Raw genomic sequence first — 13778 nt, 5'->3', positions numbered from 1 at the left:
CCAATTTTATCCGGGCGATACCGTGACAGGCGACAAACTGCGGAGTTTAATGAATACCTGTCCTTTGGAGTTAATGCTATGCGTAAGTCTGTTCTGCTGGTTGCTTCTTTCACCACGATGGCGATGTTGCTCGGTGGCTGCCAATCCAGCCTGACCGGTGACTCTTACTCCCGTGACGAAGCGCGTCGTGTACAGACGATTCGCATGGGCACCATCGAAGCATTGCGTCCGGTGAAAATCGAAGGTACCAAGACCCCGATCGGCAGTGCCGCCGGTGCGGTGGTCGGTGGTGTGGGTGGTAGCTCTATCGGTGGCGGTCGCGGCAGCATTGTTGCGGCAGTGATCGGTGCGGTGGCGGGTGGCCTGATCGGCTCGGCCACTGAAGAAGGTTTCACCCGCACTCAAGGTGTGGAAATCACAGTTCGCGAAGACGACGGCAGCATGCGTGCCTATGTGCAGCAGGTTCAGGAAAACGAAGTTTTCCGTGTCGGCGAACGCGTGCGTATCGCGACGGTCGACGGTACCAGCCGCGTTACCCACTAAGCGAAAGCGCTTCAAACAAAACCCCGGTCAGGCAACTGATCGGGGTTTTGTGTTTTTCGCCATTGAATCCGTCGACGTTTACAGTTGCTGCGACGGGCTCTTGCGACTGGCCGCCGCCGTCACGGCGTAGCCGATCAACGCGGCGAGTATGGAGCCGGTAAGGATGCCCATGCGGTCCATCCCGGCGTAATCGCTACTGCCCGGAACGAAGGCCAGGGACCCGACAAAGAGGCTCATGGTGAAACCGATCCCGCAGAGAATCGCCACGCCGAACACCTGGCCCCAGTTTGCCCCGGTAGGCAGGGCGGCGATGCCGATCTTCACCGCCAGCCAGGTCAGACCGAAGACGCCGACTGTTTTGCCCAGCAGCAAGCCTGCGGCGATGCCCATTGGCACATGATGGGTGAAGCTTTCGAGATTGACGCCAGCTAGCGAAACCCCGGCATTGGCGAAGGCGAACAGCGGCAGGATGCCGAACGCCACCCACGGATGCAGTGCGTGTTCCAGGCTCAGCAGGGGCGAAGGCTCGGCGTTTTTGGTGCGCAGCGGAATGCAGAACGCCAGGGTCACTCCGGCGAGGGTCGCGTGGACACCGCTCTTGAGCACGCAGACCCAGAGGATCAGGCCGATGATCATGTACGGCCCGAGTTTCACCACGCCGAGCCGGTTCATCGCTACCAGCGCCACCAGGCAAGCCGCCGCCAGCATGAGTGACAGGGTGGACAGTGCACCGGAGTAGAAGATTGCGATAACGATGATCGCGCCGAGGTCGTCGATGATCGCCAGGGTCATCAGGAACAGCTTCAACGAGACCGGTACGCGTTTGCCCAACAGGGCGAGTACGCCCAGGGCGAAGGCGATATCGGTGGCCATCGGAATGGCCCAGCCGGCCAGCGCCGCCGGGTCGTCCTTGTTGAGGAACCAATAGATCAGCGCCGGCACGACCATGCCGCCGATGGCCGCAGCACCCGGCAGGACGATCTGCGAAGGCTTCGACAGATGGCCTTCGAGGACTTCGCGTTTGACTTCCAGGCCAATCAGCAGGAAGAACATCGCCATCAGCCCGTCGTTGATCCACAACAGCAAGGGCTTGGCGATTTTCAAGGCGCCGATCTGGGCTACCACTGGGGTGTCCAGCAGGCCGTTGTAAAGCCAGGACAGCGGTGAGTTGTTGATGATTAAAGCCAGGGCTGCGGCGGCAATCAATAACAGACCGCTGGCAGCTTCCAACTGAAAGAAGCGCGTGAAAGTGCTACGCAGAGGCAAGGTCGCTCTCCATCAGATATTCAAAAAGGTGGCACACCCTAACCCGTACTGTTAGTTGTTAAAACAAAAGTTATATTCTTTTTTGTTATATGCGCGGACCGAGTATCAGTTTGGCGAGGAGCCTATCAGTTGTGTGTCTAATTGAGACGTGGCTGTATCTTTGCGTTGTGTAGGAAATTTCCTAAGATTGAGGTGTATCCCTTGCGGCCTGGCCCGTGAATTTCCTTTTTTGGTATGGCCTGCGGTCAATGGCGCAGGTCAGCGCCTTCGAGCGTGCCCGCTTCACAGAGAACCCATCATGAGCGACAACCGACAGTGGGCCCGCGAGGCAATCCGCATCATCGAAGCCGATTTCCAGCGCAGCGCCGATACTCACTTGATCCCCTTGCCACTACCGGGCTTGCCAGGCATCGAGCTGTACTTCAAGGATGAGTCCAGCCACCCCACGGGTAGCTTGAAACATCGTCTGGCGCGCTCGTTGTTCCTCTATGCACTGTGTAACGGCCGGCTCAAGTCCGGCGCGCCGGTGATCGAGGCGTCCAGTGGTTCAACGGCGATTTCCGAGGCGTATTTCGCGCAATTGCTGGGCTTGCCGTTTATTGCCGTGATGCCCGCCACCACCTCTCAGGAGAAGATCGCGCAAATCGCTTTCTATGGTGGCAACAGCCATCTGGTCGATGACCCGATGCAGATTTACGCCGAGTCCGAACGTCTGGCCCGTGAGAGTGGCGGGCACTTCATGGATCAATTTACCTACGCCGAGCGTGCTACTGACTGGCGTGCGAACAACAACATCGCCGAGTCGATCTTCCAGCAACTGCGCTTCGAGCGTTATCCGGCGCCGAGCTGGCTGATTTCCAGCCCCGGCACCGGCGGCACCACGGCGACCCTCGGGCGTTATGTGCGTTATCGCCAGCATTGCACCCGGGTACTGTGCGCCGATCCCGAGCGTTCGGTGTTCTTCGACTATTACCAGAGCGGTGACGCCAGCCTGCGTCTGGACTGTGGGTCGGGGATCGAAGGCATCGGTCGGCCACGGGTCGAGGCGTCGTTTTTGCCCAAGGTTATCGATGCGATGGTCAAAGTGCCGGACGCCCTGTCCCTGGCGGCCATGCATTACCTGGCGCAGCGTCTGGGGCGGCGAGTCGGTGGGTCCAGCGGTACCAACCTGATCGGCGCCTTGATAGCAGCCCGGCAGATGGTTGAGGCAGGGGAGGCTGGGTCGATCGTGGCGATTCTGTGTGACGGTGGCGAGCGCTATGCAACCACTTACTACGACCAGGCCTGGTTGACGGCTCAAGGGTATGAGTTGAGTGCCCTGATCGACGCGGTCGCGGCCAGTGTCGAGCGCGGTGAAGCATTGCCGGCCAGCGTCTTGCGCGCGGGGATTTGAGGCGTGACGCGGATCCCCTGTGGGAGCGAGCTTGCCCGCGATAGCGGTAGATCAGTCAGCATCTCTGTTGAGTGTGAAGCCGCTATCGCGAGCAAGCTCGCTCCCACAGGGTATGGAAAGCGTTAAGCCTCGATCCCGAGCATATCCCGCGCCACCGCTTCGGCGATGCGGATCCCGTCGACACCCGCCGACAGGATCCCACCGGCATAACCTGCGCCTTCGCCTGCCGGGAACAGACCTTTGACGTTCAGGCTTTGCATCGTCTCGTTACGGGTAATCCGCAGCGGCGATGATGTGCGGGTCTCGATCCCGGTCAGCACGGCGTCGTGCAGGGAGTAACCCTTGATCTGCTTGTCGAACGCCTGCAAGGCTTCACGAATGGCTTCGATGGCGTAGTCCGGCAAGGCCAGCGCCAGGTCGCCCAGTGCCACGCCCGGCTTGTAGGAGGGTTCGACGCTACCCAGCGCGGTAGACGGTTTGCCGGCAATGAAGTCGCCGACCAGTTGCGCCGGGGCTTCGTAGTTGCTGCCGCCGAGGATAAAAGCGTGGGACTCCAGGCGTTCCTGCAACTCGATACCGGCCAATGGACCACCCGGATAATCGACTTCCGGGGTGATGCCGACCACGATCCCCGAGTTGGCGTTGCGCTCGTTGCGTGAGTACTGGCTCATGCCGTTGGTGACCACCCGGTTTGGTTCGGACGTTGCCGCCACTACCGTACCGCCCGGGCACATGCAGAAGCTGTAGACCGAGCGTCCGTTCTTGGCGTGGTGCACCAGCTTGTAGTCGGCCGCACCGAGTTTCGGGTGACCGGCGTACTTGCCCAGGCGCGCGCTGTCGATCAGCGATTGCGGGTGTTCGATGCGAAAACCCACCGAGAACGGCTTGGCTTCCATGTACACGCCGCGGCCGTGAAGCATGCGGAAAGTGTCCCGGGCACTGTGGCCAAGGGCCAGGATCACGTGACGGGAGTGGATCTGTTCGCCACTCGCCAGCTCGACGCCGGTGAGCTGGCCGTCTTCGATCAGCACATCGGTCACTCGTTGCTGGAAGCGTATTTCGCCACCCATGGCTTCGATCTGATGCCGCATGTTCTCGACCACACCGGTCAGGCGAAACGTACCGATATGTGGCTTGCTGACGTAGAGAATTTCTTCCGGCGCGCCGGCTTTGACGAACTCATGCAGGACCTTGCGGCCGTGATGTTTCGGATCCTTGATCTGGCTGTAAAGCTTGCCGTCGGAGAAGGTGCCCGCGCCGCCTTCACCGAATTGCACGTTCGATTCCGGGTTGAGCACGTTTTTGCGCCACAGGCCCCAGGTGTCCTTGGTGCGCTGGCGTACTTCGGTGCCGCGCTCGAGGATGATCGGCTTGAAGCCCATCTGGGCCAGCAACAACCCGGCGAAGATCCCGCACGGGCCGAAGCCGACCACGATCGGCCGCTCGCTCAGGTCCTGGGGAGCCTGGCCGACGACCTTGTAGCTGACATCCGGCGCCGGGTTGACGTTGCGGTCGTCGGCGAACGTGTGCAACAGCTTCGCTTCATCGCGCACGCTGAGGTCGATGGTATAGATGAAGCACAGTTCGGAAGACTTCTTGCGCGCGTCGTAACTGCGCTTGAACAAGGTGAAATCGAGCAGGTCATCACTGGCGATGCCCAGGCGCCGCACGATGGCAGGCCGCAGGTCTTCTTCGGGATGGTCGATGGGCAGCTTGAGTTCAGTGATTCGTAACATGACAAGGTCCGATATGCGGCGCAGTCAAGTGCGCAGGCAGTTTTACAAAACCAGTGATTATAAGCCTCAACGGCGGTTTTCCGTGAGGCTAATACACCCGGTTCGTCGAATCAGTCGTCCCGCGCGCGGCCAAACGAGGCGCAACCGCGCTGTACCTGCCCGTTGACCCGCAGTTCGGCGCTCATGTGTTGCACGCTGCCGGTGACGTTGTCGACGCATCGCTGGGGCACTGCCCAAAGTTCAACGTGCTGGCCATTGGCTTCGGTGGCGAGGTTGAAACGCCCCTCACCCAATTGTTCTTCCAGGTAAGGCACCGCCAAAGCGGGCTGGCCTTCGCGCTCCAGGACCAGGCCCTTGCCGCCGGCCTTGAGACTCCATTCCGGCTTGTGGCCACTGGCACGCAGAATCATGCGCTTGAACTCCGGGTCATCGCAGGCCGTGTTCGAACGTTCGAGGCGATAGAGTTGCTGCAAATCAACCTGGCCTTCATTGCTGGCGTCGGTGGCGGATAACTTACCTCGCAGGTCGGCGAAAATCTTGCCGGGCCGGCCGGACAGATCCGCTGTTTCCTGCAGGACACTAGTGCCGCCGGTGTCCTTCACGACATAACGACGAGCGTCCTGGCACGGCTTGAACAGCAGTTTGCCATCGACGGCGCTGAGTTCACCCTGCAGGCGGGTCAGCCCTGCGTTGGAGGGGGTTGCAGGTTGACTGCTGAACATCTGGCAGCCGGCGAACAGCGGCAATAGGGCAAGAATCGCTATGGAACGGGCAGCACGCATCGAGTGGTCTCCTGACAAGTGCCGTCACGTTACGCAGGCTCGCGGTGCACCACAAGATCGGTGTTGGCCTGTGACGCGATGGATACGAACTTTTCAGAAACATTCTGAGCATTAATCGAAGAGCATCAGCGTGGCGCAAAAGCTAAGCTTCGAAGACTGTTAAAAATGACGAGGGGCAAAAATGCCAATGGACTGGAAATGGGTGGTGTTGTCACTGGTCATGCTGGGCGCGATGCCCGTTCAGGCCGCCGAGATCAATTTTTTGTCGGCCTCGGATTTTATCAAAGTGGACGCGCAGCTAAAGGATATCGATAGTCCCAACCCCGACACGGTGGATTTGAGCGTCACACTAAGCCCTCAAGCGGCGGAACGAATGCGCAAAATCAGCCGTGACTCGATGGATCAATCATTGACCCTGCTGATCAACGGCCTACAGATAAGCACGGCGACTGTGCGATCGGAGTTGGGCGCGCAATTCAGGGTTGCGGTGCCACGGGCGATTGCCCGCGATCTTTTGCCCACGCTGATCGATTAACCAGATTCGCGCGCACCCGATGCTCGAAGTCGTCAGCCGACGTGAAACGTCTGCCCCGTCTGCAAGCCTTCCACACTTTTCCCATAGGCCAGCGCTACGTCAACCGCTGGAACCGGTTTGAATCCACGGAAGTACGGTGCGTAGCTGTCCATGGCTTCGACCAGTACGTTCGGGCTCACCGAGTTGATGCGCAGGCCGCGTGGCAATTCGATGGCGGCGGCGCGGACGAAGCTGTCGAGGGCGCCGTTGACCAGTGCGGCAGAACTGCCGGTGCGAATCGGGTCATGGCTGAGGACGCCGGTGGTGAAGGTGAACGACGCACCATCATTGGCAAATTCGCGGCCGATCAGCAGCAGGTTGACCTGGCCCATCAGCTTGTCTTGCAGGCCCAAGGCAAAGTCTTTCTCGGTCATCTCGGCCAGGGGGACGAAGTTGACGTTGCCGGCGGCGCAGATCAGCGCATTGAACTTTCCGGTCTGTTCAAACAGTTTGCGGATCGAAGCGCTGTCGCTGATATCCACCTGGTAATTACCGCTTTTACGACCGATGCGGATGATTTCGTGGCGCGGCGCCAGCTCGCGATCGACGGCTGAGCCTATGGTGCCGTTGGCGCCAATCAAAAGAATTTTCATCGTGCTGTTCCTCGAGCGGTTGAATGAGGTTTCAGTCTAAAGTGGTTTTTTCCATTGATAAGCGCGCTAATAGGCAACCTTTGGTTTTCAAATGGAAACAATCCATGAGTGAAATGGATGATCTGGCGGCGTTCGCGGTGTTGATCGAGGCAGGCAGTTTTACCCTGGCGGCCCAACAACTGGGCTGCAGCAAGGGCCAGTTGTCCAAGCGCATCAGCCAGTTGGAGGCACGATTTGCGGTGGTGTTGTTGCAACGCACCACCCGACGCCTGAGCCTGACGGCAGCGGGGGCGGCGCTGTTGCCGCAAGCCCAGGCCCTGGTAGTGCAGCTCGAGCGAGCGCGCCAGGCGCTGGCCCGCTTGAAGGACGACATGGTCGGTCCGGTGCGAATGACCGTACCGGTGTCCCTGGGCGAGACCTTTTTCGATGGCTTGTTGTTGGAGTTTTCCCGGCAATATCCTGAGGTGCAGATCGAACTCGAGCTGAACAACAGCTACCGCGACCTGTCCCGGGACGGCTTCGATCTGGCGATTCGCTCGGAGGTGGCCAACGATGAGCGACTGGTGGCCAAACCGCTGCTGGCCTGGCATGAAATGACCTGCGCCAGCCCGGCGTACCTTGAACAGTACGGCGAGCCGCAGACCCCAGCGGATCTGGCCGGGCACCGCTGTCTGCTCAACAGTCATTACAGCGGCCGTGAAGAATGGCTCTACCATCAGCAGCATGAGTTGCTCCGGGTCCGCGTCTCGGGGCCGTTTGCCAGTAACCATTACAACCTGCTGAAGAAAGCCGCACTGGTTGGCGCCGGTATCGCTCGACTGCCTTCCTACGTGCTGCAAATGGAACTGGCGGATGGCCGTCTGCGCTGGCTGCTGCGCGATTATCAGACCCGCAGCATGCCGATGTACCTGGTGCATCCGTATCAGGGCGGCTTGCCCAAGCGCACACAGGTGCTGGCCGATTACCTGGTCGACTGGTTCAAGCGCAGTGGCGAGGCGCTTGATCGTTTGTAGCAGCTGCCGCAGGCTGCGTTCGGCTGCGCAGCAGTCGTAAAATCAGGCACTGCGGTATTTCAGATAAAACCGTGCAAGCAGGATTTGCGACGGCTTCGCCGCCGAACGCAGGCTTCGCCAGCTGCTACGGAGCCCCCTCGCCACAGGTACCCATCCGGATGCACATTTGTGCAAGCCAAAAAAAAACGGCCCGAAGGCCGTTTTCTTTCAAGCGAGTGCTTAACCGCCCAGATAGGCTTCGCGCACTTTTGGATCAGTCAGCAAGTCCTCACCAGTGCCTTGCATCACCACCCGACCGTTTTCCAATACATAGGCACGGTCGGCGATTTTCAGCGCCTGGTTGGCGTTCTGCTCCACCAGGAACACCGTCACGCCATCGCGGCGCAGCTGTTCGATGATGTCGAAGATCTGCTGGATGATGATCGGTGCCAACCCCAGCGACGGCTCATCGAGCAGCAACAGCTTGGGCTTGCTCATCAGCGCCCTGCCGATGGCGAGCATCTGCTGTTCGCCGCCGGACATGGTGCCGCCGCGTTGGTTGAAGCGTTCCTTGAGCCGCGGGAACAGCTGCAGCACTTTGTCCATCTGCTCCTGATAGTCGCCCTTGTCGGTGAAGAAACCGCCCATGGAAAGGTTTTCCTCCACGGTCAGGCGAGCGAACACCCGGCGACCTTCCGGTACCACGGCAATGCTCTTGCGCATGATATTTGAGGAGTCCTGGCCGACCAGCTCTTCGCCCATGTAGCGGATGCTGCCGCTATGGGCCTGTGGCGAACCGCACAGAGTCATCAGCAAGGTGGACTTGCCCGCGCCGTTGGCACCGATCAGCGTCACGATCTCGCCCTGACGGACTTCGACGTTGACGCTGTGCAGCGCCTGGATCTTGCCGTAGAAGGTGGAAACGTTTTCGAATTGCAGCATTTACGCTTCCCCCAGGTAGGCTTTGATCACTTCAGGATTGTCGCGGATCTGTTCCGGCGTGCCGTTGGCCAGAGGCGTGCCCTGGTTGATCACGAAGATGTGGTCGGAGATGCTCATGACCAGTTTCATGTCGTGTTCGATCAGCAGCACGGTTACGTCATGCTCTTCACGCAGGGTGCCGATCAGCGCCTTGAGGTCGTCGGTTTCCCGTGGGTTGAGGCCTGCTGCCGGTTCGTCGAGCATGAGGATCTTTGGACGGGTCATCATGCAGCGAGCGATTTCCAGGCGGCGCTGCTGACCATAGGCCAGGGTGCCGGCCGGACGGTTGGCGAACTCCTTGAGGTTGACCTTGTCCAGCCAGAACTCGGCGTATTCCATGGCCTCGCGTTCGCTGCGGCGAAACGCTGGCGTCTTGAACAGACCGGCCAGGAAGTTGGTATTCAGGTGCCGGTGCTGAGCAATAAGCAGGTTTTCAACAGCGGTCATGTCCTTGAACAACCGCACGTTCTGGAAGGTTCGCACCACGCCTTTACCGGCGATCTTGTGGCCGGGCAGACCTTCGATTGCTTCACCGTTGAGCTGGATGGTGCCGGCGGAGGGTTTGTAGAAGCCGGTCAGGCAGTTGAATACGGTGGTCTTGCCGGCGCCGTTAGGGCCGATCATCGACACTACCTGTTTCTCTTTCACGCTCAGGGAAACGCTATTGACCGCCAACAAGCCGCCAAAGCGCATGCTCAGGCCATCTACTTTCAGGATCTCTCTGCTCATTTACGCAGCTCCATGTGAGGACGTTGCATGGGCAGCAGACCTTGTGGACGCCAGATCATCATCAGCACCATCAAGGCGCCGAACATCAACATGCGGTATTCGCTGAAGTCACGCATCAGCTCGGGCAACAGAATCATTACGATGGCCGCGAGGACCACGCCCAATTGCGAGCCCATGCCGCCCAGCACCACGATGGCAAGGATAGTGGCGGATTCGATGAAGGTAAACGACTCCGGCGTCACCAGCCCCTGACGTGCGGCGAAGAAGCTACCGGCAAAACCGGCGAAGCAGGCGCCCAGGGTAAAGGCCGACAGCTTGATCACGGTCGGGTTCAGGCCCAGGGCACGGCAGGCGATTTCGTCTTCACGCAAGGCTTCCCAGGCACGGCCGATCGGCATGCGCAGCAGACGGTTGATCACGAACAGTGCGAGCAGTGCCAGCAACAGTGCCACCAGGTAGAGGAAAACCACCTTGCTGATCGGGTTGTAAGTCAGGCCGAAGTACTCGTGGAAGGTCTGCATGCCTTCGGCAGCCGTTCTATCGAAGCTCAGGCCGAACAGCGTCGGTTTGGGGATGTTGCTGATGCCGTTCGGTCCGCCCGTGAGGTCCGTCAGGTTACGCAGGAACAGACGGATGATCTCACCGAAGCCCAGGGTCACGATCGCCAGATAGTCACCGCGCAGACGCAGCACCGGGAAGCCCAGCAGGAAGCCGAAGGTTGCCGCCATCAAGCCGGCGATTGGCAGGCAGATCCAGAAGCTCAGGCCGTAGTAGTGCGACAGCAGCGCATAGCTGTAGGCGCCCACCGCGTAGAAACCGACGTAGCCCAGGTCGAGCAGCCCCGCCAGACCGACCACGATGTTCAGGCCCAGACCGAGCAGCACATAGATCAGAATCAGCGTGGCGATATCCACCGCACCGCGCGAGCCGAAGAATGGCCAGACCAGAGCGAGGACGATCAATCCCATGATGACCCAGCGCTGGGTGCTGGGCAGGGTCATGAAGTGGCTGACCTTCGGCGAAACCAGCGAACCTTTCGGCGCGGACTTCATCAAGGTGTTCCACTGCTTGTCGAACAGCACGCGCAGGAACATCAGCACTGAGCTGGCGGTGATGATGAACAGCGTGGAGGTACTGGCACCTAGTACTTCGAGGTTGATGCCGGCGATGGACAGTTTCAGACCGAGTACCGGATAGGCGACGGCCCATACCAGCAGGGCGCTGAACAGCGCTTGTTTAAGATTCCTAGTCATACTTTCTCAATCTCCGGACGGCCCAACAGGCCAGTTGGCCGGAATAACAACACCAGAACCAGAAGGCCGAAAGCCACCACGTCCTTGTACTGGTCACCGAATATATCGGCGCCGAATGCTTCGGCCACCCCCAGCACCAGACCACCGAGCATGGCGCCAGGAATGCTGCCGATGCCACCCAGAACCGCCGCGGTAAAGGCCTTGAGGCCCACCAGGAAACCGGCGTTAGGGTTGATCACGCCGTACTGCATGCTCAGCAGCACAGCCGCCACGGCCGCCAGGGCTGCACCGACAACGAAGGTCAGGGCGATGATGTTGTTGGTGTTGATACCCAGCAGGTTGGCCATCTTGATGTCTTCGGCACAGGCCCGGCAGGCACGTCCCAGACGTGAACGCGAGATGAACAGGGTAAGGCAGAGCATTACCACCAGGGTCACCACGAACACCAGGATCTGCATGTAGGAGATCAGCACTTCCTGTGCTCCGCCCGAACCAAAGCTAAAGCTGCCCGGAATCAGGTTGGGGATCGATTTGTCCTTGGAGTCCTGCGAGAGCAGTACGGTGTTTTGCAGGAAGATCGACATGCCGATGGCTGAGATCAACGGGATCAGGCGGTTACTGCCCCGCAGAGGGCGGTAGGCGATCCGTTCGATACTGTAGCCGTAGGCACTGGTTACAACGATGGTCGCCAGGAATGCGGCGGTCATCAACAGTGGCAGAGAATGGATACCCAGCATGGCCAGTCCGGCAAGGACGATGAAGGCCACGTAGGAACCAATCATGTAGACCTCGCCATGGGCGAAGTTAATCATTCCAATAATGCCGTAAACCATTGTGTAGCCAATGGCAATCAGGGCATAGGTGCTGCCAATGGTCAGACCATTAACCAGCTGTTGGAAGAAGTGATAGATCTCAGGCATTACAACGCTCCTAAAAACCTGATACGCATTTCACTGGTGAACCTCATTTTCCCGCTCAGGCCACGTGGATCTGCATCCACTTCGAACGTGAGGTTTGCCAGCGAACCGCTGATGACGGTTTTGAGATTTTCAGGTGGGAAGGCTTCCGGATCACGGAGGCACAGCCCATTACCTCGTAAAACAAAGCCCACGGCACGCCGTGGGCTTTATTGGCAGTCAGTCAGGCAACGCCTTACTGAGGCGAAACTTCAGTTTTAGGTTTGCCAAAGTGCCACTGGTAGACCACGAACTTGAAGTCCTTCAGGTCGCCCTTGGCGTCGAACGACAGGTCGCCGGTCGGAGTCTTGAAGGTGCCGGCGTGAATGGCTTCAGACACCTTGGCGGTGTCTTCGCTCTTGGCGGCCTTGATGCCTTCGGCGATCACTTCAACGGCCGAGTAGGACGGGAACACGAACGGACCGGTCGGGTCCTGCTTCTTGGCGGCGAATGCGTCAACCAGTGCCTTGTTGGCCGGGTCCTGGTCGAAAGATTTAGGCAAGGTCACCAGCAGGCCTTCGGAAGCGTTCTGGGCAATTTGCGAGATGGAGTCGTTGCCGACGCCTTCCGGCCCCATGAACTTGGCTTTCAAGCCTTTTTCCTGGGACTGGCGCAGGATCAGACCCAGTTCCGGGTGGTAGCCGCCGTAGTAGACGAAGTCGACGTTGGCTTGCTTGAGCTTCTGAATGATCGAGGAGAAGTCCTTGTCACCGGCGTTCAGGCCTTCGAACACGGCAACCTTGACGTTCTTGCTTTCGAGGGTTTTCTTCACGGCGGTGGCGATGCCTTCACCGTATTGCTGTTTGTCGTGCAGCACAGCAACGATTTTCGGCTTTACGTGATCGGCGATGTAGTTACCGGCGGCAGGGCCCTGGGCGCTGTCCAGACCGATGGTGCGGAACACCATTTTGTAGCCACGGGTGGTGATGTCCGGGCTGGTGGCAGCCGGGGTGATCATGATCACACCTTCGTCTTCGTAGATATCGGACGCTGGCTGAGTAGAGCTGGAGCAGAGGTGACCGACCACGAACTTGACGCCGTCGTTGACCACTTTGTTGGCGACGGCCACGGCTTGTTTAGGGTCGCACGCGTCGTCGTATTCCTTGGCTTCGAGCATCTTGCCGTCGACACCGCCTTTGGCATTGATCTGCTCGATGGCCATTTTGGCGCCGATGAACTGCATGTCGCCGTACTGAGTGACCGGACCGGTTTTAGGGCCGGCGATACCAATCTTGATGGTGTCAGCTGCGAACGAATGGCTGGCAACCCCGGCCAGAACCATAGCGGCAAACAGTTTGGAAATCTGCTTAGTAGCCTTATTCATAGTGCTCCACTCTTACTGTTGTAATTTTTATAGTCCTGGTAGCCAAAGCTTCAGAACCGGATCAGATAACGTAAGTCTCTTTCCGGAAATGCCCCTGGCAACTGTACCGGTACAGTGTAGAGCGCCGGTTGTTCGCTTGAAAAGCTGGCTGCTGGGGGCAACACCCGGGGGTGTCGCTTAATTGAAAGAAAAAGACAGAATTGCGGCGGGTCTGACCTTCATTCAGCAGACAATCCTTGGCTTTCCTGAACTTTTGAATCAATCACTCTTTTGTAGCCGGGTTTTTCTACCAGACCAGCAACGTTATGATTGCGTCGTTTTCTTTTCTGGTGAAACCCATGACTCAAGAACCTAGCACCCTCTATGCCAAGCTGCTTGGTGAAACCGCATCTATTACCTGGAAGGAGCTGGAGCCGTTCTTTGCCAAGGGTGCCCTATTGTGGGTCGACGCCTCTCTGGATTTGATCGAAGCAGCAGAAGCCGTGGCCGCGAACCAGGCCGAGAAAGTGGCTGCCTGGTTGGCCGGCGAGGAGCTTGCCAAGGTGTCTGCGACGCGGGCGCAGGATCTTCTTGAGCGTGATCCGCAGCTGTGGGCAGTGGTGGTTTCACCATGGATTCTGATCCAGGAAAGGGCGCAGGCTTGAGTCTTTGCACCA

General features: G+C 59.0%; 14 protein-coding genes. 5 read left to right on the top strand and 9 right to left on the bottom strand.

Translation table 11 applies throughout. The features are described 5' to 3' along the window. The first annotated feature begins 78 nt into the window (after positions 1-78). The gene (locus tag F8N21_RS08120; RefSeq protein WP_150641629.1) at positions 79-543 is read left to right on the top strand and encodes a glycine zipper 2TM domain-containing protein; all 465 of its coding nucleotides are present in this window, start codon (positions 79-81) and stop codon (positions 541-543) included. A 78-nt stretch (positions 544-621) separates the two neighbouring features. Here F8N21_RS08120 and nhaA read toward each other — a convergent pair whose 3' ends face one another. Beyond that, on the bottom strand, positions 622-1809 hold the full coding sequence (nhaA, locus tag F8N21_RS08115; protein ID WP_150641628.1) for a Na+/H+ antiporter NhaA: 1188 nt from the start codon (positions 1807-1809) through the stop codon (positions 622-624). 295 nt (positions 1810-2104) lie between these two features. Between nhaA and F8N21_RS08110 the strand changes: the two genes are divergently transcribed. Next, positions 2105-3202 (top strand): PLP-dependent cysteine synthase family protein, encoded by a 1098-nt coding sequence (locus tag F8N21_RS08110; RefSeq protein WP_191624248.1) that lies wholly within the window; start codon positions 2105-2107, stop codon positions 3200-3202. A gap of 122 nt (positions 3203-3324) precedes the next feature. Here F8N21_RS08110 and F8N21_RS08105 read toward each other — a convergent pair whose 3' ends face one another. Beyond that, positions 3325-4938: an NAD(P)/FAD-dependent oxidoreductase gene (locus F8N21_RS08105; protein ID WP_150641626.1), complete on the bottom strand. Its 1614-nt coding sequence runs from the start codon at positions 4936-4938 to the stop codon at positions 3325-3327. A 110-nt stretch (positions 4939-5048) separates the two neighbouring features. Next, positions 5049-5720, bottom strand: coding sequence for a COG3650 family protein (locus tag F8N21_RS08100; protein WP_150641625.1), 672 nt, complete (start codon positions 5718-5720; stop codon positions 5049-5051). A 181-nt stretch (positions 5721-5901) separates the two neighbouring features. Here F8N21_RS08100 and F8N21_RS08095 point away from each other — a divergent pair, with 181 nt between their 5' ends. After that, complete coding sequence (locus tag F8N21_RS08095) at positions 5902-6255, top strand: hypothetical protein (protein WP_224788185.1); 354 nt, start codon at positions 5902-5904, stop codon at positions 6253-6255. A gap of 32 nt (positions 6256-6287) precedes the next feature. On the opposite strand, the gene F8N21_RS08090 is transcribed toward F8N21_RS08095, so the two are convergent. Then, positions 6288-6887: a short chain dehydrogenase gene (locus F8N21_RS08090; protein WP_150641624.1), complete on the bottom strand. Its 600-nt coding sequence runs from the start codon at positions 6885-6887 to the stop codon at positions 6288-6290. A 104-nt stretch (positions 6888-6991) separates the two neighbouring features. Between F8N21_RS08090 and F8N21_RS08085 the strand changes: the two genes are divergently transcribed. Beyond that, entirely contained in the window at positions 6992-7900 is a 909-nt protein-coding gene (locus F8N21_RS08085) for a LysR family transcriptional regulator (protein WP_150641623.1), read from the top strand. A gap of 219 nt (positions 7901-8119) precedes the next feature. Here the strand turns inward: F8N21_RS08085 and F8N21_RS08080 are convergent, their stop codons facing one another. The 5 genes from F8N21_RS08080 to F8N21_RS08060 form a co-directional block, all read right to left on the bottom strand. After that, complete coding sequence (locus F8N21_RS08080; protein ID WP_150641622.1) at positions 8120-8821, bottom strand: ABC transporter ATP-binding protein; 702 nt, start codon at positions 8819-8821, stop codon at positions 8120-8122. Beyond that, positions 8822-9589 carry a high-affinity branched-chain amino acid ABC transporter ATP-binding protein LivG gene (gene livG, locus F8N21_RS08075; RefSeq protein WP_150641621.1) on the bottom strand — a complete coding sequence of 256 codons (768 nt, stop codon included), beginning with the start codon at positions 9587-9589 and terminating at the stop codon, positions 8822-8824. Then, entirely contained in the window at positions 9586-10842 is a 1257-nt protein-coding gene (locus F8N21_RS08070; protein WP_150641620.1) for a high-affinity branched-chain amino acid ABC transporter permease LivM, read from the bottom strand. The genes livG and F8N21_RS08070 overlap by 4 nt, the downstream gene beginning before the upstream one ends. Continuing rightward, positions 10839-11762 (bottom strand): high-affinity branched-chain amino acid ABC transporter permease LivH, encoded by a 924-nt coding sequence (gene livH / locus F8N21_RS08065; protein WP_150641619.1) that lies wholly within the window; start codon positions 11760-11762, stop codon positions 10839-10841. The genes F8N21_RS08070 and livH overlap by 4 nt, the downstream gene beginning before the upstream one ends. Positions 11763-11994: 232 nt before the next feature. After that, on the bottom strand, positions 11995-13122 hold the full coding sequence (locus F8N21_RS08060; RefSeq protein WP_150641618.1) for a branched-chain amino acid ABC transporter substrate-binding protein: 1128 nt from the start codon (positions 13120-13122) through the stop codon (positions 11995-11997). Between the two features lie 338 nt (positions 13123-13460). Here F8N21_RS08060 and F8N21_RS08055 point away from each other — a divergent pair, with 338 nt between their 5' ends. Further along, complete coding sequence (locus F8N21_RS08055; protein WP_150641617.1) at positions 13461-13766, top strand: DUF2288 domain-containing protein; 306 nt, start codon at positions 13461-13463, stop codon at positions 13764-13766. The last annotated feature ends 12 nt before the right edge of the window (positions 13767-13778 follow it).

The organism is Pseudomonas fluorescens, from assembly GCF_902497895.1.
Taxonomy (GTDB): domain Bacteria; phylum Pseudomonadota; class Gammaproteobacteria; order Pseudomonadales; family Pseudomonadaceae; genus Aquipseudomonas; species Aquipseudomonas fluorescens_BP.
Note: the sequence above shows the minus strand (reverse complement) of the source record. Positions and strands in the feature narration are given on the sequence as shown.

Coding starts and splice junctions, on each gene's coding strand:
- F8N21_RS08085 (WP_150641623.1), top strand. CDS start 6,992: ATGAGTGAAATGGATGATCTGGCGGCGTTCGCGGTGTTGATCGAGGCA.
- F8N21_RS08100 (WP_150641625.1), bottom strand. CDS start 5,720: ATGCGTGCTGCCCGTTCCATAGCGATTCTTGCCCTATTGCCGCTGTTC.
- F8N21_RS08105 (WP_150641626.1), bottom strand. CDS start 4,938: ATGTTACGAATCACTGAACTCAAGCTGCCCATCGACCATCCCGAAGAA.
- F8N21_RS08120 (WP_150641629.1), top strand. CDS start 79: ATGCGTAAGTCTGTTCTGCTGGTTGCTTCTTTCACCACGATGGCGATG.
- F8N21_RS08090 (WP_150641624.1), bottom strand. CDS start 6,887: ATGAAAATTCTTTTGATTGGCGCCAACGGCACCATAGGCTCAGCCGTC.
- livG (WP_150641621.1), bottom strand. CDS start 9,589: ATGAGCAGAGAGATCCTGAAAGTAGATGGCCTGAGCATGCGCTTTGGC.
- F8N21_RS08060 (WP_150641618.1), bottom strand. CDS start 13,122: ATGAATAAGGCTACTAAGCAGATTTCCAAACTGTTTGCCGCTATGGTT.
- F8N21_RS08070 (WP_150641620.1), bottom strand. CDS start 10,842: ATGACTAGGAATCTTAAACAAGCGCTGTTCAGCGCCCTGCTGGTATGG.
- F8N21_RS08055 (WP_150641617.1), top strand. CDS start 13,461: ATGACTCAAGAACCTAGCACCCTCTATGCCAAGCTGCTTGGTGAAACC.
- F8N21_RS08095 (WP_224788185.1), top strand. CDS start 5,902: ATGCCAATGGACTGGAAATGGGTGGTGTTGTCACTGGTCATGCTGGGC.
- F8N21_RS08080 (WP_150641622.1), bottom strand. CDS start 8,821: ATGCTGCAATTCGAAAACGTTTCCACCTTCTACGGCAAGATCCAGGCG.
- livH (WP_150641619.1), bottom strand. CDS start 11,762: ATGCCTGAGATCTATCACTTCTTCCAACAGCTGGTTAATGGTCTGACC.